Origin of the sequence: Pseudotenacibaculum sp. MALMAid0570 (genome assembly GCF_040151415.1) — a bacterium.
Classification (GTDB): domain Bacteria; phylum Bacteroidota; class Bacteroidia; order Flavobacteriales; family Flavobacteriaceae; genus Polaribacter.
Window position 1 is genome coordinate 221,917 of the sequence record NZ_JBDKWF010000048.1, and the last position, 17,958, is coordinate 239,874.

General features: G+C 34.3%; 17 protein-coding genes. 6 read left to right on the forward strand and 11 right to left on the reverse strand.

Annotation, left to right across the window (positions count from 1 at the left end; all coding sequences use genetic code 11):
• Nucleotides 1-54 precede the first annotated feature (54 nt).
• The 3 genes from AAON49_RS09190 to AAON49_RS09200 are packed head-to-tail and all read left to right on the forward strand — an operon-like array spanning nucleotide 55 to nucleotide 1,461.
• A complete protein-coding gene (locus AAON49_RS09190) occupies nucleotides 55-579 on the forward strand; it encodes a DinB family protein (protein WP_349554223.1) in 525 nt (174 codons plus the stop codon).
• Nucleotides 576-1,118 (forward strand): GNAT family N-acetyltransferase, encoded by a 543-nt coding sequence (locus AAON49_RS09195; protein ID WP_349554224.1) that lies wholly within the window; start codon nucleotides 576-578, stop codon nucleotides 1,116-1,118. Before AAON49_RS09190 ends, AAON49_RS09195 begins: the two co-directional genes overlap by 4 nt.
• On the forward strand, nucleotides 1,108-1,461 hold the full coding sequence (locus AAON49_RS09200) for a hypothetical protein (RefSeq protein WP_349554225.1): 354 nt from the start codon (nucleotides 1,108-1,110) through the stop codon (nucleotides 1,459-1,461). Before AAON49_RS09195 ends, AAON49_RS09200 begins: the two co-directional genes overlap by 11 nt.
• A gap of 2 nt (nucleotides 1,462-1,463) precedes the next feature.
• Here AAON49_RS09200 and AAON49_RS09205 read toward each other — a convergent pair whose 3' ends face one another.
• Nucleotides 1,464-1,931: a CBS domain-containing protein gene (locus AAON49_RS09205; RefSeq protein ID WP_349554226.1), complete on the reverse strand. Its 468-nt coding sequence runs from the start codon at nucleotides 1,929-1,931 to the stop codon at nucleotides 1,464-1,466.
• A 101-nt stretch (nucleotides 1,932-2,032) separates the two neighbouring features.
• On the opposite strand from AAON49_RS09205, the gene AAON49_RS09210 reads away from it, so the two are divergent.
• Entirely contained in the window at nucleotides 2,033-4,327 is a 2,295-nt protein-coding gene (locus AAON49_RS09210; RefSeq protein ID WP_349554227.1) for a M20/M25/M40 family metallo-hydrolase, read from the forward strand.
• A gap of 2 nt (nucleotides 4,328-4,329) precedes the next feature.
• Here the strand turns inward: AAON49_RS09210 and pyk are convergent, their stop codons facing one another.
• From pyk to AAON49_RS09235, 5 genes are all read right to left on the reverse strand, one after another.
• Nucleotides 4,330-5,757: a pyruvate kinase gene (gene pyk, locus AAON49_RS09215; RefSeq protein WP_349554228.1), complete on the reverse strand. Its 1,428-nt coding sequence runs from the start codon at nucleotides 5,755-5,757 to the stop codon at nucleotides 4,330-4,332.
• Nucleotides 5,758-5,759: 2 nt separating this feature from the next.
• Nucleotides 5,760-6,230 carry an IPExxxVDY family protein gene (locus AAON49_RS09220; protein ID WP_349554229.1) on the reverse strand — a complete coding sequence of 157 codons (471 nt, stop codon included), beginning with the start codon at nucleotides 6,228-6,230 and terminating at the stop codon, nucleotides 5,760-5,762.
• A gap of 100 nt (nucleotides 6,231-6,330) precedes the next feature.
• Nucleotides 6,331-7,071 (reverse strand): ribonuclease III, encoded by a 741-nt coding sequence (gene rnc / locus AAON49_RS09225; RefSeq protein WP_349554230.1) that lies wholly within the window; start codon nucleotides 7,069-7,071, stop codon nucleotides 6,331-6,333.
• 6 nt (nucleotides 7,072-7,077) lie between these two features.
• A complete protein-coding gene (fabF, locus tag AAON49_RS09230) occupies nucleotides 7,078-8,328 on the reverse strand; it encodes a beta-ketoacyl-ACP synthase II (RefSeq protein ID WP_349554231.1) in 1,251 nt (416 codons plus the stop codon).
• Between the two features lie 18 nt (nucleotides 8,329-8,346).
• A complete protein-coding gene (locus tag AAON49_RS09235; RefSeq protein WP_349554232.1) occupies nucleotides 8,347-8,583 on the reverse strand; it encodes an acyl carrier protein in 237 nt (78 codons plus the stop codon).
• A 170-nt stretch (nucleotides 8,584-8,753) separates the two neighbouring features.
• Here AAON49_RS09235 and purN point away from each other — a divergent pair, with 170 nt between their 5' ends.
• Both purN and AAON49_RS09245 read left to right on the forward strand, forming a co-directional pair.
• Nucleotides 8,754-9,326, forward strand: coding sequence for a phosphoribosylglycinamide formyltransferase (gene purN / locus AAON49_RS09240; RefSeq protein ID WP_349554233.1), 573 nt, complete (start codon nucleotides 8,754-8,756; stop codon nucleotides 9,324-9,326).
• Between the two features lie 69 nt (nucleotides 9,327-9,395).
• Nucleotides 9,396-10,031: a ribonuclease H1 domain-containing protein gene (locus AAON49_RS09245; RefSeq protein WP_349554234.1), complete on the forward strand. Its 636-nt coding sequence runs from the start codon at nucleotides 9,396-9,398 to the stop codon at nucleotides 10,029-10,031.
• A gap of 74 nt (nucleotides 10,032-10,105) precedes the next feature.
• Here AAON49_RS09245 and AAON49_RS09250 read toward each other — a convergent pair whose 3' ends face one another.
• From AAON49_RS09250 to AAON49_RS09270, 5 genes are all read right to left on the reverse strand, one after another.
• Entirely contained in the window at nucleotides 10,106-10,852 is a 747-nt protein-coding gene (locus tag AAON49_RS09250) for a succinate dehydrogenase/fumarate reductase iron-sulfur subunit (protein WP_349554235.1), read from the reverse strand.
• A 7-nt stretch (nucleotides 10,853-10,859) separates the two neighbouring features.
• Nucleotides 10,860-12,872 carry a fumarate reductase/succinate dehydrogenase flavoprotein subunit gene (locus AAON49_RS09255; RefSeq protein ID WP_349554236.1) on the reverse strand — a complete coding sequence of 671 codons (2,013 nt, stop codon included), beginning with the start codon at nucleotides 12,870-12,872 and terminating at the stop codon, nucleotides 10,860-10,862.
• Between the two features lies 1 nt (nucleotide 12,873).
• Nucleotides 12,874-13,566, reverse strand: coding sequence for a succinate dehydrogenase cytochrome b subunit (locus AAON49_RS09260; RefSeq protein ID WP_349554237.1), 693 nt, complete (start codon nucleotides 13,564-13,566; stop codon nucleotides 12,874-12,876).
• 121 nt (nucleotides 13,567-13,687) lie between these two features.
• On the reverse strand, nucleotides 13,688-14,887 hold the full coding sequence (locus tag AAON49_RS09265; protein ID WP_349554238.1) for a hypothetical protein: 1,200 nt from the start codon (nucleotides 14,885-14,887) through the stop codon (nucleotides 13,688-13,690).
• A 202-nt stretch (nucleotides 14,888-15,089) separates the two neighbouring features.
• Nucleotides 15,090-17,924, reverse strand: coding sequence for a VPS10 domain-containing protein (locus tag AAON49_RS09270; RefSeq protein ID WP_349554239.1), 2,835 nt, complete (start codon nucleotides 17,922-17,924; stop codon nucleotides 15,090-15,092).
• Nucleotides 17,925-17,958 lie beyond the last annotated feature (34 nt).

The following is a 17,958-nucleotide window of genomic DNA, read 5'->3' on the forward strand; positions in this document are numbered from 1 at the left end:
TCGGTTGTAAATATTTGTAATCGTTTGTAAATGGATATTTTCTATATTTGTCGTATGCAAAAATTTAGCATTCATAAGGCTTTGGAAGTTTTAGAGCAAACTCCTGATACATTGAATTCTTTTTTAAAGGATTTATCAGATAATTGGATTTTTTTTAACGAAGGCGAAGAGACTTGGTCTCCTTTCGATGTAGTTGGGCATTTAATTCACGGTGAAAAAACAGATTGGATTCAGAGGTTAAACAAAATCTTATTTGAAGATGACAAGCATTTTCTTCCTTTTGATCGATTTGCTCAGTTTGAAAATTCTAAAGGAAAATCATTACAGGATCTTTTGCATGAGTTTACAATCCTTAGAGAAGAAAACATTGCTTTAGTAAAGTCTTTGAATCTTTCTGAAAATGATCTCGAAAAAAAAGGAATCCATCCAGAGTTTGGAGAGGTAACTGCAAAACAATTATTAGCTACTTGGGTTACTCACGATCTTGGACATATTTCTCAAATAGCAAGAGTAATGGCAAAACAGTACAAAAAAGAAGTTGGTCCTTGGACAGCATATATTTCAATTCTAAAAACATGAGATTTTATTTAGAAACAGAACGTTTAATTTTAAGAGAATTACTGGAAACAGACCTTGAAGGAATGTTTGCTTTAGATTCTAATCCTAAGGTGCACCAATACTTAGGGAATAAACCCATTCAAACAAGAGAAGAAGCTGCAAAAGTGATTCGTTTTATTCAACAGCAATACAACCAAAGAGGTATTGGTCGTTTTGCTGCTATTGAAAAAAGTTCAGGTGAATTTATCGGTTGGTCTGGACTTAAATTGAACCAAGGAGAGAACGAAATGATTAACGGTTTTGATCAATTTATTGATATTGGATATAGGTTCCTCCCTCAGTTTTGGGGAAAAGGTTACGCAACTGAATCTTCAATAGCAACATTAAAATATGGTTTCGAGGCTATGAATTATGATATTATTTATGGAGCTGCTGAAGCCAGGAATATTGCTTCAAACAGAGTGTTGAAAAAAATAGGACTGCATTTAGTGAGTGAATTCATATACTCTGATATAAAATGCAATTGGTATGAATTAAAAAAAGAAAAGTATGGAAACTAGAGAATGTTTAGAATGTGGAGAAGTTGTAAAGGGGAGAACCGACAAAAAGTTCTGCTCTGACTATTGTAGAAACTCATACAACAACAAGGTTAATAAAGACAGTAAAAACTTAATCCGCAATATTAATAATCGCCTTCGTAAAAATTATAAGATTTTAACAGAGCTTAATGCTAAAGGAAAAACAAAAGTATCTCGAACAAAACTCTATGATAAAGGGTTCGATTTTCAATTATTTACATCCATTTACACAACCAAAACTGGGAACACTTATTTTTATGTGTATGATCAAGGGTATTTAGCGTTGGAAAACGAGCTTTTTTTATTGATTAAAAGAGACTTGTAAGATTACTTCCAGCGATTTCCTTTCATTTTCAAAGCCGCTTTTAAAACATCTTTTTGACTTATTTGACCGATAAGTTTTCCATTGTCTACAATAGGAAAACGTCTCCTTTTAGAACTTACAAATTTGTTGGCTGCATCAAAGATGTTCATGTTTTTATCAATCGTTTCAACTTGAGAAATCATATTCTTCTCTACCGTATGACTATTGTCCATAGGCATATTATAATACTTACTCTCTGAAATGTGTTTGATGCAATCTCCTTCAGAAATAATTCCAATTAATTCATTCTTTTCATTTACTACAGGGCCTCCAGAAATTCTATTCTTAATTAAAGTTTCAATAACCTCTTCAACAGATTGTTCTGGTTTAAATGTAATTAGTTTGGTTGTCATATAATCCGACACCAATATTTGTTCAACTGGCTGAGATGCCGCCTTATCTCTTTTCCCCTGAAAGTTTATAATCCCCATAATAAAAAGTTTAGTCTTCTTTAAAGTTACTGATTTTAAACTGTTTACAATAATTCTTGTTAGAATTTTTAATTTCTTACTTTTATGAAAATCTTTTCCGAATGAAAAAATATACTTCGCTCATCTCTTTTTTAATTATTATTCTTGGTGCTTATTGGGGATTTTACGATCAAAAACCTATAACGGTTAAAAGTCCAAAAAATGAAACTGAGTTTTCTATAGAAAATGCTTTATCTCATTTAAAAAATATTAGCAAAGAAGTACATCATGTAGGAACTCCCGGTCATAAGAGAGTTCAAGATTATTTGCTTAGTGAACTCCAAAAACTAGGATTAAGTCCTTTTGTTCAAACTCAAACAGTCATCAATGAAAAATGGGTAGCAGGAACTACTGTAGAAAATGTTTTAGCAAAAATTGATGGAAAAGAAGATGGTAAGGCGCTTTTGCTTTTATCTCATTATGACTCTAATCCCAATATAGCTATAGGTGCTAGTGATGCCGGATCTGGTGTTGTTACAATATTAGAAGGTATAAGAGCTTTTTTAGCAAAAGGAGAACAGCCTAAAAATGATATTATTATTTTAATTTCTGATGCTGAAGAATTGGGACTGTTAGGAGCAAAAGCATTTGTAGATCACCATCCTTGGGCAAGTGATGTAGGTCTTGTTCTTAATTTTGAAGCACGTGGTAGTGGCGGACCTAGTTATATGTTGATGGAAACCAATGGTAAAAACAGTAAGATGATTTCAGAATTCATCAAAGCAAACTCTGGATACCCGGTATCAAACTCATTACTATATAGTATTTATAAAAAATTACCTAACGATACAGATTTAACAGTTTTTAGAGAAAATGGAAATATCAATGGCTTCAATTTTGCTTTTATAGGCGATCATTTCGATTATCACACAATGCAAGACACCTTTGAGAGATTGGATAGAACCACATTGGCTCATCAAGCGGATTATATAACAAATACTTTGAATTACTTCGCGAATTCAAATCTTAATAACCTCAATAGTGATGTTGATGATGTGTATGTGAACTTTCCAATTTTAAAAATGTTATCCTATCCTTTTGCATGGGTAAATACTATGTTGATTATTGCTGCAGTTCTCTTGCTTGTTCTTGTATATTTTGGAATTGTTCTCAATAAACTGGTACTTAAAGAGATTCTAAAAGGGTTTATCCCTTCTGTTTTATCTATTCTAGTTTGTGGCGGAGTCTCTTATGTTTTGTGGATGGTTATCACTAGTATTCACTGTGGTTATGCTGATATTTTACATGGTTTCACTTATAATGGTTATTGGTATATTATTGCTTTTGCCTGTTTAAATGTGTGGTTGCTTTTTTGGGTATATAAGTACTTTACCAAAAAAGAAAACGTAACTAGTTTGTTCATAGCCCCTATTACAGTTTGGCTCATTATTAACTTTATTATTCCTGAAGATTTTAAAGGAGCTGGTTTTTTAATCATTCCTGTTCTTATTGCAGAGATTATTTTAGCTATTTCTATTTTTACCAACTCTCAAAAAATCTCTAGACCAATATTGTTTGCTTTTTTATCTATTCCTTCAGTATATATACTCGCTCCATTAGTAAAAATGTTTCCTGTAGGTTTAGGGTTAAAAATCCTTTATGTTAGCGGTATTGTTATTGCTTTGCTTTTTGGGTTATTGATTCCAGTAATAAATGCATCAAAATCTAGAAGAGCTTTTAGCAAGCTTGCAGGAGTATTAGCAATTATTTTCTTTTCAATTGCTACTTACTATTCTGGATTCACTTCTACCAAGAAAAAACCAAACAGCTTGGTTTACATACAAAATGTTGCTGACTCTACAGCTTTTTGGGGAACTTATAACCAAGTGTTAGATCCATTTATTAATCAGAAATTAGGAGACAATCCTACAAAAGGTGGTATTGTTACTGCTAATACAAAAAGTAAATACAATACACGTTTTAGTTATCATAAGAAAGCTGATTATGTTACTGTTCCAACAGCAGAGGTTATTATTGAAAGTGATACTGTAATTAATCAAAGTAGAATTGTTGACCTAGTAATAAAACCTAAGAGAAAAATTAGAAAACTAGAACTGGTAACAAAAGAACGTATTGTTTTTCAAAAACTTGTTGCAAATACAATTCTTATCAATAAAGGAAATGAATATAGATCTAGAGGTTCTTTCTTAATTTATCATTTTGGAAACCAGGATACCGAATTGCGTTTACAAATGACTTTAGGCTTGGAAGAAATTCCAGAAATCATTATCAACGAAATTTCTGACGATTTGTTAAGTAATTCAGACTTTACAATTCAACCAAGATCCGAAGAGATGATGCCTATGCCTTTTGTAACAAATGATGCAATCATTAGTGCACTCCAACTAAAATTATGATTTTATTTGATTTCTGAGACGCGTAATGTATTTACCATTCCGCGTTCTTCAACTGGCATAGAAGTGAGGTTTATAACTAAATCTCCTTGTTTGACATAGCCCTTATCTTTTACAATTCTATTGATATCTTTCACAGTATCATCTGTGCTTAAATCTTCATCGTAAAAATAAGCTCTCACTCCCCAAAGTAAATTCAGCTTTCCGAGAATTCTTTTTTCTGTTGTAAAGGCCAAAACATGTGTTCTTGGTCTCCAAGCAGAGATTTGAAAAGCAGTATATCCACTATTGGTTAAGGTGCAAATAGCTGCTGCATCAGTGTCATTAGCCATTAATGCTGCATGATAACATACAGATTTGGTAATAAATCGATTAGTTCTAATATGTGGAGGTTGCACTGGAACTTTAATTAAAGGAGAGTTTTCAACTCCTAAAATAATTTCGCTCATTTTTTGGATTACTCTTACAGGGTGTTTCCCTACAGAGGTTTCACCTGATAACATTACTGCATCTGCTCCGTCCATAATCGAGTTTGCAACATCATTTACTTCGGCTCTTGTTGGAACAGAATTGTCAATCATGGTTTCCATCATTTGAGTTGCAATAATTACCGGAATACGAGCTTTTTTAGCTCTCATTACAAGCTTCTTTTGAATTAAAGGAACTTCTTGCATCGGAATTTCAACTCCCAAATCTCCTCTTGCCACCATTAACCCATCACAATAAGGAATTAATGCGTCAATATTTTCAACAGCCTCAGGCTTTTCTATTTTGGCGATTACAGGCACTCTATAAGATGAGTTCTGCTTGATTAAATCGCGTAACATTCTTAAATCTTCTGGAGTTCTTACAAAAGACAATGCGATCCAATCTACTTCTAAACTTAGAGCAAAGATTGCATCTTTTTTATCTTTCTCGGTAAGAGCCGGTAAAGAGATATTGGTATTAGGAAGATTTACACCTTTCTTAGAAGACAGAACTCCTCCTACTATTACCTTGGTTACTACTTTAGTTTTTTTATCAGTAGAAATTACTTCAAACAATAATTTTCCATCATCTACTAAAATCTGTTCTCCTTCTTTTACATCTCTAGGAAAACTTTGGTAGGTCATATAGGCTTTCTCTTTTGTTCCTATACATTCTTCAGTTGTAAAAATAAACTCGCTTCCTTCTTCTAAAACAACGCCTTCTTCCATCACTCCAACTCTTAATTTTGGTCCTTGAAGATCTGCTAAAATGGCAACATTGTAATTATTTTCTTTGTTAACCTCTCTAATTTGTTTTACACGCTCTTTAACTATATCGTAATCTGCATGCGAAAAGTTGATTCTAAAAACATTAACGCCTGTAGATGCAAGCTCTCTAATGATTTCTTTATTATTTGTTGCTGGACCTAATGTTGCAACAATTTTTGTTTTTTTGGTTGAAGGCATGCTTAAAAAATTAAAAATTCTTTCGATTTTAATGTGTTTGGTTCTATGGTGTAGGATGTAACTATATTACTAATTGTATTTATCCTATCAACTGTTTTGGTAATTAACTCTTTATTTGATTCCCCTACAATTTTTATAAAATAGTCAACTCTTTTCTTTTCAGGAATTAAATAGGTTTTTGTTTCTGTTGCTAATGCAAGTGTATCTGACTCGTTGATTCTTTCTTCTTTATAACTATTTGCAATCAAATACCATTCGTAATCATATTTCTCATTCGTATAATCATAGATAGAAAAAGAAGCTTTTGTGTCGCCCGTTTCAAAATCTAAACTATAATTTGTTCGAGAAAAACGTGTGTTTAAATTGTTATTTAAAAGATAAGCTAGTTTAAAATCTTCCAATGCAGTATGTATGCCAATTAGTGTGTAATTGTCTTCGCAAAAATCTTCTAACCCTAATGAATGAACCTGCATTATATCTTATAATTATGTTACTTGCTGGTCTGAGCCCTAACTAACAAAATTACTGATTGTTTTAAAACTTTCGGCAAAAAATCACGAAATCGTTATCGAACTACAGATTGTCTATTTGTTTTTGGAAAGTGTAATAGACTCTTTTTGAAGCCTGTTCTTCGGCTTTTTTCTTTGAGGTTGCTCTTCCTTTAGCAATTTGTTCTCCATCGATACTAATCTTAACGCTAAAGTGTTTTACAGACTCATTTCCAGTATCTTCATAGGTATCAATATGATACTTCTTCTTTTGTTTTTGGCACCACTCAATAATAAGTCCTTTATAGCTAGTAATTTTACCTTCTAATTTTGGTATATCTACATAAGGAGTAATTACTTTCTCGTAAATAAATTTCTTACAATAGTTATATCCTTTATCAAGATATATAGCCCCAATTAGTGCTTCAAAAATATTTCCGTGTATGTTATCTCCTACATTGTCTTGAGAAATATTACTCTTGACAAACTGAATTAAATCAAGGTCTTTTCCTAATTCGTTTAAGTGATCTCTACTAACAATTTTAGAGCGCATTTGTGTTAAATACCCCTCAGTGCCTCTTGGAACTTTTTTATATAAATATGAAGCGATTACAGAACCCAACATAGCGTCGCCTAAAAACTCTAGTCGCTCGTAGTTGAAGGGCTCTCCTTTACCATCTAATTTTTTTAAAGATCGATGGGTAAAAGCCATTTCGTAAAACTCTATTTTCTTAGGATAGAAGTTTAACAATTCTCGCATAGCATTGTAAAAACCCTCGTCATTTCCCTTAGAAGACGGTTTTACTATTTTGCGAATAAAATTCATTAAAGTTTAGTCGATTTTCTTAAACGCAACACATGCATTATGCCCTCCAAATCCAAATGTATTGCTCATTGCAACTTTTACATCTCTTTTTTGGGCTTTATTTAATGTAAGGTTTAAATCTGGATTGATATTTTCATCAGCCACACTATGGTTAATTGTTGGTGGTATTATCCCATGTTCAATGGCAAGAATAGAAGCAATTGATTCAATCGCTCCTGCGGCACCTAATAGATGACCTGTCATTGATTTTGTAGAGTTGATGTTAATATTCTTTGCATGATCACCAAATACTTCAGAAATAGCTTTTAGCTCTGCAACATCTCCTAATGGAGTTGATGTTCCGTGAGTATTGATATGATCTACTTCTTCTGGATTAATTCCTGCATTCTCTAAGCAGTTTTTCATTACAGCAATTACTCCAATTCCTTCTGGATGTGGTGCGGTCATATGATGAGCATCAGAAGACATTCCTCCTCCAATTACTTCAGCATAAATTTTTGCTCCTCTAGCTTTCGCGTGTTCGTATTCCTCAAGAATAATAGCCCCAGCTCCTTCCCCTAAAACAAAGCCATCTCTTTCTGCGTCAAAAGGTCTTGATGCAGATTCTGGACTATCGTTTCTGGTAGATAAGGCATGCATAGCATTAAAACCTCCCATTCCAGCAATAGTTACTGCTGCCTCGCTACCTCCAGTAACAATAACATCACAGTGTCCTAATCGAATGTAGTTTAAAGCATCTATCATAGCGTTTGCTGAAGATGCACAGGCAGATACCGTAGTATAATTTGGTCCCATAAATCCATTTTTAATGGAAATATTTCCTGGGGCAATATCTGCAATCATTTTTGGAATAAAGAAAGGGTTGAATCTTGGAGTTCCATCACCTTCAGAATAGTTTAAAACTTCGTTCTGGAATGTTTCTAAGCCTCCAATTCCTGCTCCCCAAATTACTCCTACTCGTAATTTATTAACCTCGTCTAAGTTTAGTTTTGCATCTGCAATAGCTTCATCTGAAGCTACCATTGCATATTGCGTAAACTTATCCATCTTACGAGCTTCTTTTCGGTCGATAAAATCTCTAACCTCAAAGTTCTTGACTTCACATGCAAAACGAGTCTTGAACTTGGTAGCATCAAAATGTGTTATAGGCGCAGCCCCACTAACTCCGTTAGTTAGGCCATCCCAATATTCTTGAATATTGTTTCCAATAGGTGTTAATGCACCAAGTCCAGTTACAACAACTCGTTTTAATTGCATATAAAATAGGTGTTAGTTTTAACCTTTAGCGTCTTCAATATAGCTAACTGCTTGACCAACAGTTCCGATGTTCTCAGCTTGGTCGTCTGGAATTTGAATATCAAATTCTTTTTCGAATTCCATGATTAACTCAACAGTATCTAAAGAATCTGCTCCTAAATCATTTGTGAAGCTAGCTTCTGCAGTTACTTCGTTATCGTCTACTCCTAATTTGTCAACGATAATAGCTTTTACTCTTGATGCAATGTCTGACATAATTTGTAATTTTTAAATTTAAAATCGAGGCAAAAATACAAATCTTATTATTCTAAACGAATTTTTACCGAAAAAATGAGTTTTAAAAATAGACAATTTTTGTCGAAATCGTTGTAGAAAAATTACAATCTCATTTATTATTCTTTCTTTTGTATCTGAATTGAATCTCCATGAAAAGAATTGCCATATTTGCTTCGGGCTCAGGAACCAATGCTGAGAACATTATCAAATACTTCCAGAACTCAGATTCTATAAGGGTTTCTAAAGTGTATTGTAATAAAAAAGAAGCTGGTGTTTTTGAACGCTGTCAACGATTAAATGTTCCTTGTGTTTGGTTTTCTAGAGAAGCTTTTTATGATTCTTCCAGAGTTCTTCACGATGTGCAATTACATGCAGATTTTTTGGTGTTAGCAGGCTTTTTATGGAAGATTCCACAAGACTTTATTGCTGCTTTTTCCGATAAAATGGTTAATATTCATCCTGCGCTACTTCCAAAATATGGCGGAAAAGGCATGTATGGTATGAATGTGCATAAAGCTGTAAAGGAAAATAGAGAGTCAGAAACCGGAATTACCATTCATTATGTGAATGAAGATTATGATGAAGGTGCTATTATTTTTCAGGCAAAAACTAATATTGATAGTCAAGATTCTCCTGAAGATATTGCAAATAAAATTCATGTTTTAGAATATGAGCATTTTCCTATAGTGATTGAAGAAACAATACTTACTAGTGATAAATAAACATTATTAGAATCACGATTTAGGAGTCAAGACGATCTTGATTCTTATTTCATATATCAAAATATATATATGGCCAAGAAGAAATACTATGTTATTTGGAAAGGAAAAGAGACCGGTGTTTTTACTTCTTGGGATAGAGTAAAAAAATTAGTCCAAGGCTTTGAAGGTGCTCAATACAAATCTTTTACTGAGAAGAAAGAAGCAGACATAGCATTTAAAAAAAGTTATAAAGACTACAAGGGGAAAACTACTAAAAAACCTACTTTATCTGCTGCTGAAAAAGCCAAATACGGCTCTCCTATTGAAAATACATTAACTGTTGATGCAGCCTGTAGTGGAAATCCTGGCAAAATGGAATATCGCGGCGTTTTGAATTCTAACAAGCAAGAAGTTTTTAAAAAAGGCCCATACAAAGGTGGAACAAATAATATTGGAGAGTTTTTAGCTTTGGTTCACGGCATTGCATTACTTAAAAAGAAAGGTCTACATAAAATGCCTATTTACTCTGATTCTAAAATTGCAATGTCTTGGGTGAAAAAGAAAGAATGTAGAACCAACATTGCATTTGATTCTTCAAATAAAGAATTACTCGATTTAATTACTCGTGCTGAAAAATGGTTGAAAGAAAACTCTTATCAAAATCCTATTATCAAATGGGAGACCAAAGCTTGGGGTGAGATTCCGGCTGATTTTGGGAGGAAGTAAAAAAACCCAAGCAAATTGCTTGGGTTTTTTATATATCAGAAACCTCTCGACTGCGCTCGAGGTGACATTTATTATTATCCTTTCAAACTCGCTCTTAAATATTCACGGTTCATTCTGGCAATATTCTCTAAAGAGATTCCTTTAGGGCATTCTACTTCGCAAGCCCCTGTGTTGGTACAGTTACCAAATCCTTCTTCGTCCATTTGTTTTACCATGTTTAATACACGATCTGTAGCTTCTACTTGTCCTTGTGGTAATAAAGCAAATTGAGAAACTTTTGCCGATACAAATAACATTGCACTAGAGTTTTTACAAGTAGCTACACAAGCTCCACAACCAATACAAGTTGCAGCGTCAAAAGCAGCATCTGCATCGTGTTTGTTAATTGGAATTGAGTTTGCATCTTGTGTATTTCCTGAAGTATTTACAGAAATAAATCCTCCAGCATGTTGTACTCTATCAAAAGCAGATCTATCTACAACCAAATCTTTAATTACTGGAAATGCTTTCGCTCTAAATGGTTCGATATAAATTGTATCACCATCTTTAAACTTTCGCATGTGTAATTGACAGGTAGTAATTGCTCTATCTGGACCATGAGCTTCTCCATTGATGTAAAGAGAGCACATTCCGCAGATTCCTTCCCTACAATCATGATCGAAAGCAACTGGTTCATCACCGCTTTCAATTAACTGATTGTTTAAAACGTCCAACATTTCAAGGAAAGACATATCTGGAGATACATCAGCAATTTGATAGTCTACCATTTTTCCTTTATCGCTAGCGTTCTTCTGACGCCAAATCTTCAAAGTTAAATTCATATCCTTCCTATTTATATGATCTTTGTTTTAATTCTATATCGTTAAATTCTAAGTCTTCTTTGTGTAAGACCGCATCTTTAGGTTCTCCTTTGTATTCCCAAGCAGCTACATAGGTAAAGTTTTCATCATCACGCTTGGCTTCTCCTTTTTGAGGCCCGTCTTCTTCAACAGATTCTTCTCTGAAGTGTCCGCCACAAGATTCGCTTCTATGTAATGCATCTTTTGCAAATAGTTCTCCTAATTCTAAGAAATCGGCAACTCTTCCGGCTTTCGCTAATTCTTCATTAAACTCATTTGCTTCACCTGGAATTCGAACATCATTCCAAAATTCTTGACGTAATGCAGAAATTTCTTCAATGGCTTCTTTGAGTCCTTTTTCATTACGGGACATTCCAACTTTGTTCCACATAATCTTTCCTAAGCGTTTATGGAAATAGTCTACAGAATGTTTTCCTTTGTTATTGATTAATTTATCAATGGTTTCACGAACATTCTTTTCTGCTTCTTCAAATTCTGGTGAATCTGTTGAAATAGGTCCTGTTCTAATATCATCAGCTAAATAATCTCCAATTGTATAGGGTAAAACAAAATATCCATCAGCTAAACCTTGCATTAATGCTGATGCTCCTAAACGGTTAGCTCCGTGATCAGAGAAATTTGCTTCTCCAATGCAATACAATCCTGGAACAGTAGTTTGTAGGTTATAGTCAACCCAAACACCTCCCATGGTATAGTGAACAGCTGGATAAATCATCATTGGAGTTTCGTATGGATTCTCATCTACAATCTTCTCATACATTTGGAACAAGTTTCCATATTTATTCTTAACTACTTCTTGCCCTAATGATTTTACCAAAGCAGCATCGTTTTGATCTAAGTGTCTGATTTGTGCTTGCTCTTTTCCGTAACGTTGAATAGCAGATGCAAAATCTAAATACACTGCTTCTCCTGTTGCATTTACTCCATAACCAGCATCACAACGTTCTTTAGCTGCTCTTGAAGCCACGTCACGTGGTACTAAGTTTCCAAAGGCTGGGTATCTTCTTTCTAAATAGTAATCTCTATCTTCTTCAGCAATCTGAGTAGGTTTTAATTTCCCTGCTCTAATTGCTTCAACGTCTTTCATGTTTTTTGGCACCCAAATGCGTCCGTCATTTCTCAAAGATTCAGACATCAATGTTAATTTTGATTGATGATCTCCTGAAACTGGAATACAGGTTGGGTGAATTTGTGTGTAACAAGGATTTGCAAAATAAGCTCCTCTTTTGTGTGCTTTCCAAGCAGCAGTTACATTTGATCCCATTGCGTTGGTTGATAAGAAGAATACGTTTCCGTAACCACCCGTTCCTAACACAACGGCGTGAGCTGAATGACGTTCTATCTCTCCAGTAACTAAGTTACGAGTGATGATTCCTCGTGCTTTTCCATCAACAACAACAACATCTAACATTTCGTGTCTGTTGTACATCTTGATCTTACCACGACCAATCTGACGATTCATTGCTGAGTAAGCTCCTAATAATAATTGCTGACCTGTTTGTCCTTTTGCGTAGAAGGTTCTTGATACCAAAACTCCTCCAAAAGAACGATTGTCTAACAATCCTCCATAATCACGTGCAAAAGGAACTCCTTGTGCCACACATTGATCGATGATGTTTGCAGAAACCTCAGCCAAACGATAAACATTGGCCTCACGAGAACGATAATCTCCTCCTTTTACCGTATCGTAAAACAATCGGTAAGTTGAATCTCCGTCTCCTTGATAGTTCTTTGCTGCATTAATTCCTCCTTGTGCTGCAATAGAGTGCGCACGTCTTGGCGAATCTTGAAAGCAAAATGCTTTTACATTATATCCTAGTTCTGCTAAGGTTGCAGCAGCAGAACCTCCTGCTAATCCTGTTCCAACAACAATAACGTCTATTAAACGCTTATTGGCTGGGTTTACAAGGTTGATCTCGTTTTTATGTTTTGTCCACTTATCTGCTAGTGGTCCTTGAGGTATTTTTGAATCTAAAGCCATCCTATAAAATCTGTTTTAGATGATGAAACAATGCTATGAAAATAAATCCTAAAGGAATTCCTATAGCATAGATTTTTGAAAATCCTTTTAATGCTTTTGTATACTTATTGTTTGCTCCAACTGATTGGAAAGCCGAATTGAATCCATGCAATAAGTGCATCGCTAAAAAAATAAATGCAACGCAGTATGCAATGGTTCTAGCATGGCTATGGAATTTATGAACTAATTCTTCATAGTATCTAAATCCACTATCGGCTACATTAGGATCAAGTAGTCCCGACATATCTCCATCTATGTATTTGATGTTGATTTCAGGAATCCAGAAATCGATAAAGTGTAATACGATAAAGGCTAAAATTGCCAATCCGCTCCAAATCATGTTTCTGCTCATCCATGATGAATTTGCGCCTCCATTGTTCTTTGCATACTTAATTTGACGTGCTTTGTTGTTTTTGATTTCTAATACAAATCCCATCACAAAGTGAAATATCACTCCAAAAATCAATACAGGTTGGAGCAAATATTGCACCGCCCAGAAAGTTCCCATAAAATGTGATGCTTCGTTAAAAACATCAGCACTAAAAACTGAAAGAATATTGATGGCAAAATGTTGTAAAAGAAAAATCATCAGAAAGAGTGCCGAAAGAGCCATGGCAAACTTTCTTCCTATTGAAGAGTTGAGAAGTCCACTCATTTTTGTCGTTAATTTTTAATCAATACAAAGGTAAGGCTCAATCGTTTGATGCGCAAACGTTGAACCTTATTTTACTCAGTATTTAGAATGATTCTTGTTACTGAAAGAAGGTGGGCTAAAGTTAAAACCCAAATCTAGGATTTACAATAGTATTGTAGATAGATCCGAACGTATAATTGAAACCTATATTTAACCCATAATTAAACGAAGAGGGCAATTGTTGTTGATTTAACAAAAGTTCTTCAAGAGTAACACCTCCTGCAGATAAGTTTACTTGATTGTTTGTTATGCTATAACGAGCGCCTACATTGAAATTAAATCCTTTGAACACTCTAACATTTGCATTAATACGAAAGTTCAAAGAATTAAGGCTTAAGTCTTGTAAAAACTGATCAAAAGAAGCTTGCCCTGAAAGACTTCCCCATTTTTGGTTAATACTGGCTCCTAAGGCTAAACGGTGTTCCCACAAATACTCTTCATTTTTCCCAAAAACTGTGAGCTCTATATAATCATTGTATCTAATTCCGTTATTATAAGAAAGTGTGATTTGCTTTTTTGCAGATTCTGCATAATCAAAGAAGTTGTACTCAATGGCAGGTCTAAATCCCCATGAGAAATCCAAATTGCTAAATATTGATGTTCTCATGTGAGCAAAAGCTCCTACAGACCAGTGATCGCTAATGCTAATTGCATCATTGATATTTAAACTTTTGGAATTTCTTGAAGTAATGGATTCATCTCCATCAAATTCAATAACCGTTCTGTTTTCGTTATAACCAATTCTAATAAAGAGCTTGTTTTTCTCAGTTACTCGTCTGGCAGACATACTAGCGTTTATCCTACTATTTCTTCGCGTCTCTTGGCCATTAAAATTTCCATTAGCTCCCACTCTAAACACCCAGTAATTCCAGGGATCTTTGTCTTCTGTTTTCTCCACAATCTTCTCTTCTTCTTTGGAATTGTTTTCAACATTAATGGTAATCGCATCTATTTTACCTGCCTTTATCCAATAACGTACCAAGCCTAATTTGATGTATTTAAGCGTTAAGTTTCTTACTTCATCCCAGGTCATTGTGGCATTGGTGTTGAAACTCAACCTGTCTTTGATGTCTGCATATGATTCTCTCCCAATAAAATCTACAACATACTCTGTTCCGCCACTTCCGTTGCGCTGGGTAGTAAAAAATAAATGGACTTCTGCTAGGTTTTGATCTCTAACAAACTCTACATTTCCTAGATTTTGTCGGATATATTGGTTATCGCATCGATCGCAATCAATAAATATTCTGAGGTCTTCTGACTTTTCTTGAGAATATGTCATTAGTGACAATAGAAAGGTCAAAGAAAAGATCACTTTCTTTAACATCGGTTGGTTTTCAAAAAATTTGACCTCGCGAATCTAACTCTTTATAAAGGCTCTTAAAGAGTTTCAAAATGTTAATTAAGTTTATTTTAACATATCTGCGCATAAAAAAAGGCGCTACTATATTTTGCGCCTTTTTTATGATTGATTGTGTTTGTCTTTATTTTATTTCAAAACTTCCTTTTGCATCGCCAATCTTAACTGTATACTTTCCTTTAGGTAAATAGTAAACTCCATTTTGTGCTTTTCTAACAGATGCATCTTTGTAATTACTCATGTATTTCTTTCTTCCTTTTTTTGAGAATGAAACATCAAACTTAGCTTCATTGTAACCATTATCAGTATGTAACGCAATTGTGTTTACTTTGATATCTCCATGGTAAATATCTATTGTCACCTTTTTACTTCCTTTGGTGTAAAAAGGAATTGTCATTTGAGGAGTAAAAGGTTGCGACCATTGACTTCTAGAGCTTCCCCAATTTCCTCTTTTTCTAATATTAGCAACCGTAAAAATATGTGCTTCTTTATCTGTTAATGCTTTGTTCATTAATTGTAAAAAAGCAATGTTTGCTTTATATAAACTTCTTCCGTGAGTTCCTACAATAAGGTCTTTTGCTTTGGGTTGAATAACCAAATCATGAACTGCAACATTTGGCAATCCTTTTTGGAAAGGGAACCAGCTTTTACCTCTATCTAAAGAAGCATATACACCATTATCTGTTCCAACATACAATAAATCTGCATTGTTAGAATCTTCTCGGATTACATTCACTGGCGAAGCTGGAATGTTGCTAGAGATATTTCTCCATGTTTTACCATAATCGTCTGACACATAAACATAAGCGGTAAAATCATCCCAACGGTAACCGTTTAAGGTTACATAAACACGTTCTTTTTTGTGCTTTGAAGCTATCACTCTACTTACCCAAAGATCTTTTGGAAAGGAATTAGAAATCCTATCCCAAGAACCTCCTCCATTTTTTGATACATGTACATATCCATCGTCTGAACCAACATAAAGCAATCCAAATTGAAATGGGGATTCTGAAATTGTGGTCAAAGTTCCGTAGGCTACGTTTCCTTTTTTTCCTCCTGTTGTTAAATCCTCAGAAATTGTTTCCCATGTATCTCCTTGATTTAAACTTCTGTGTAGCTTATTTCCTCCTAAATATAGAATGTCTTGATTGTGTCTAGACAAATGAATGGGTGTTTGCCAATTAAATCGATAGGGGTTTTCTCCTAAAGTATGTTTGGGCTGAATGTATTTATTTCTTCCTGATTCACGGTCAATTCTGAAGTAATTTCCAAATTGATATCCTGTAAACACAATGTTGGGATTTCTATCATCTACTTGCACTTGCATTCCATCTCCTCCCATGATAGACTTGTATGGGTTTTGACCTGTTTGATGCCATCTTTTGTTAATTCTGGCATTGTTTGATGCGGTCCAAACTCCATTGTCTTGCAATCCTCCATATACTTGATAAGGCTGCTGATTGTCAGCATAAATTGCATAGAATTGACCTACTGAAGGGTTATTTAGTTTCACCCAACTTTCACCATCGTCATAAGAAAGATTTAATCCTCCATCATTTCCGTCAATAAGATGGCCTTTTCTTTTAGGGTTCACCCATAGTGCTTGGTGATCGGCATGTACATTTTCTCTACTAATAGATGTAAAAGACTTTCCTCCATCTTTCGATTTCAAAATAGGCACTCCCAGCACATAAATTCCGTTTTTGTCTTGAGGGTCAACTCGTATTTCTCCGAAGTAGTATCCATAAGAATAATACAATCCTTCAATGTGTCCTTTATGTGTTTTTTTCCAAGATTTCCCGCCATTAGTGGTTAAAAAAACCTCAGCTCCTTCTACAGGAGTGTCAAATAATAAAGAATTAGCATTTTCTAAATATTTTGCTAGATCTACTGGTTTCACCGAACCAGCACGTACCATTTGTTTTACATTTTCAGCTCTGTATTTTTCTTGAAAACCATTGGTTTTTAAATATGTATTTAACTTTTTGTCTGTTAGTTTTAAAAATTCGTCAACAGACATGGTTTTAAAGTCTTCTTTGGTCAAATTTCCAGAATTGTTTCTCTTAGGTCCGGTTGATTTTCTTCTAAATTGACTATCGTGTAAAACATATACTGTGTTTTCATCGTAGACAGCTAATCCAATTCTTCCAACACCATCTCCATTTCTAAATCCGTTGTTATTAGATATGTTTTTCCAAGTATTCCCTCCATCTGTACTTTTGTAAATAGCAGAATGTTTTCCATCTCCATCAAAATTCCATGCTTTTCGTTCTCTTTCCCAAGAAGCTGCGTACATAACACTGAAATTGTTAGGAGCTGAAACAACATCAATAATACCCGTGTCATTATTTATAAATAATGTTTTTTTCCAAGTCTTACCTCCGTCTGTTGTTTTGTAAATTCCTCTTTCAGCATTTGGAGAGTATAAGTGACCAATAATTCCAATAACAACTTCATCTGGATTTTTAGGATTTATAATTATTCTACTGACGTGATGTGAGTCTGTTAACCCAACATTTTTCCAAGTTTTTCCTTTATCTGTAGATTTTAAGATTCCAATTCCTGCATAGGAAGAACGTGAAGAATTCTTTTCTCCTGTTCCAACCCATAAGGTTCCATTTTTCCAGTCTACAGCAATATCACCTACATTTTGAGTTGGAGAATTGTCTAAAACGGGCGTAAATGTTGTTCCGTTGTTGTTTGTGTACCATAATCCTCCTGAAGCGTATCCTACATAAAATTCTGTTGGATCATTGGGATTTACATCAATATCTGCAACACGGCCGCTCATAATAGTAGGGCCAATGTTTGTAAAAGAGATGTTTTTAACTATTGAGTTTTGTGTTAACTTTTCTTTATCAGCAAGTGATTGTTGAACGATACTTGCTTTGGTTGCGGGTTGTTGTGCTAATGCGTAGATTGAAAAAAAGCACAATAGATACTTGAATAAGAATTTCATTTGGGTTTGATTTTGAACGCATGAATTTACCAAT

Coding starts and splice junctions, on each gene's coding strand:
- AAON49_RS09235 (WP_349554232.1), bottom strand. CDS start 8,583: ATGTCAGACATTGCATCAAGAGTAAAAGCTATTATCGTTGACAAATTA.
- AAON49_RS09195 (WP_349554224.1), top strand. CDS start 576: ATGAGATTTTATTTAGAAACAGAACGTTTAATTTTAAGAGAATTACTG.
- AAON49_RS09255 (WP_349554236.1), bottom strand. CDS start 12,872: ATGGCTTTAGATTCAAAAATACCTCAAGGACCACTAGCAGATAAGTGG.
- pyk (WP_349554228.1), bottom strand. CDS start 5,757: ATGCCTTCAACCAAAAAAACAAAAATTGTTGCAACATTAGGTCCAGCA.
- AAON49_RS09245 (WP_349554234.1), top strand. CDS start 9,396: ATGGCCAAGAAGAAATACTATGTTATTTGGAAAGGAAAAGAGACCGGT.
- purN (WP_349554233.1), top strand. CDS start 8,754: ATGAAAAGAATTGCCATATTTGCTTCGGGCTCAGGAACCAATGCTGAG.
- AAON49_RS09190 (WP_349554223.1), top strand. CDS start 55: ATGCAAAAATTTAGCATTCATAAGGCTTTGGAAGTTTTAGAGCAAACT.
- AAON49_RS09260 (WP_349554237.1), bottom strand. CDS start 13,566: ATGAGTGGACTTCTCAACTCTTCAATAGGAAGAAAGTTTGCCATGGCT.
- AAON49_RS09200 (WP_349554225.1), top strand. CDS start 1,108: ATGGAAACTAGAGAATGTTTAGAATGTGGAGAAGTTGTAAAGGGGAGA.
- fabF (WP_349554231.1), bottom strand. CDS start 8,328: ATGCAATTAAAACGAGTTGTTGTAACTGGACTTGGTGCATTAACACCT.
- AAON49_RS09270 (WP_349554239.1), bottom strand. CDS start 17,924: ATGAAATTCTTATTCAAGTATCTATTGTGCTTTTTTTCAATCTACGCA.
- AAON49_RS09265 (WP_349554238.1), bottom strand. CDS start 14,887: ATGACATATTCTCAAGAAAAGTCAGAAGACCTCAGAATATTTATTGAT.
- AAON49_RS09210 (WP_349554227.1), top strand. CDS start 2,033: ATGAAAAAATATACTTCGCTCATCTCTTTTTTAATTATTATTCTTGGT.
- AAON49_RS09220 (WP_349554229.1), bottom strand. CDS start 6,230: ATGCAGGTTCATTCATTAGGGTTAGAAGATTTTTGCGAAGACAATTAC.
- AAON49_RS09250 (WP_349554235.1), bottom strand. CDS start 10,852: ATGAATTTAACTTTGAAGATTTGGCGTCAGAAGAACGCTAGCGATAAA.
- AAON49_RS09205 (WP_349554226.1), bottom strand. CDS start 1,931: ATGGGGATTATAAACTTTCAGGGGAAAAGAGATAAGGCGGCATCTCAG.
- rnc (WP_349554230.1), bottom strand. CDS start 7,071: ATGAATTTTATTCGCAAAATAGTAAAACCGTCTTCTAAGGGAAATGAC.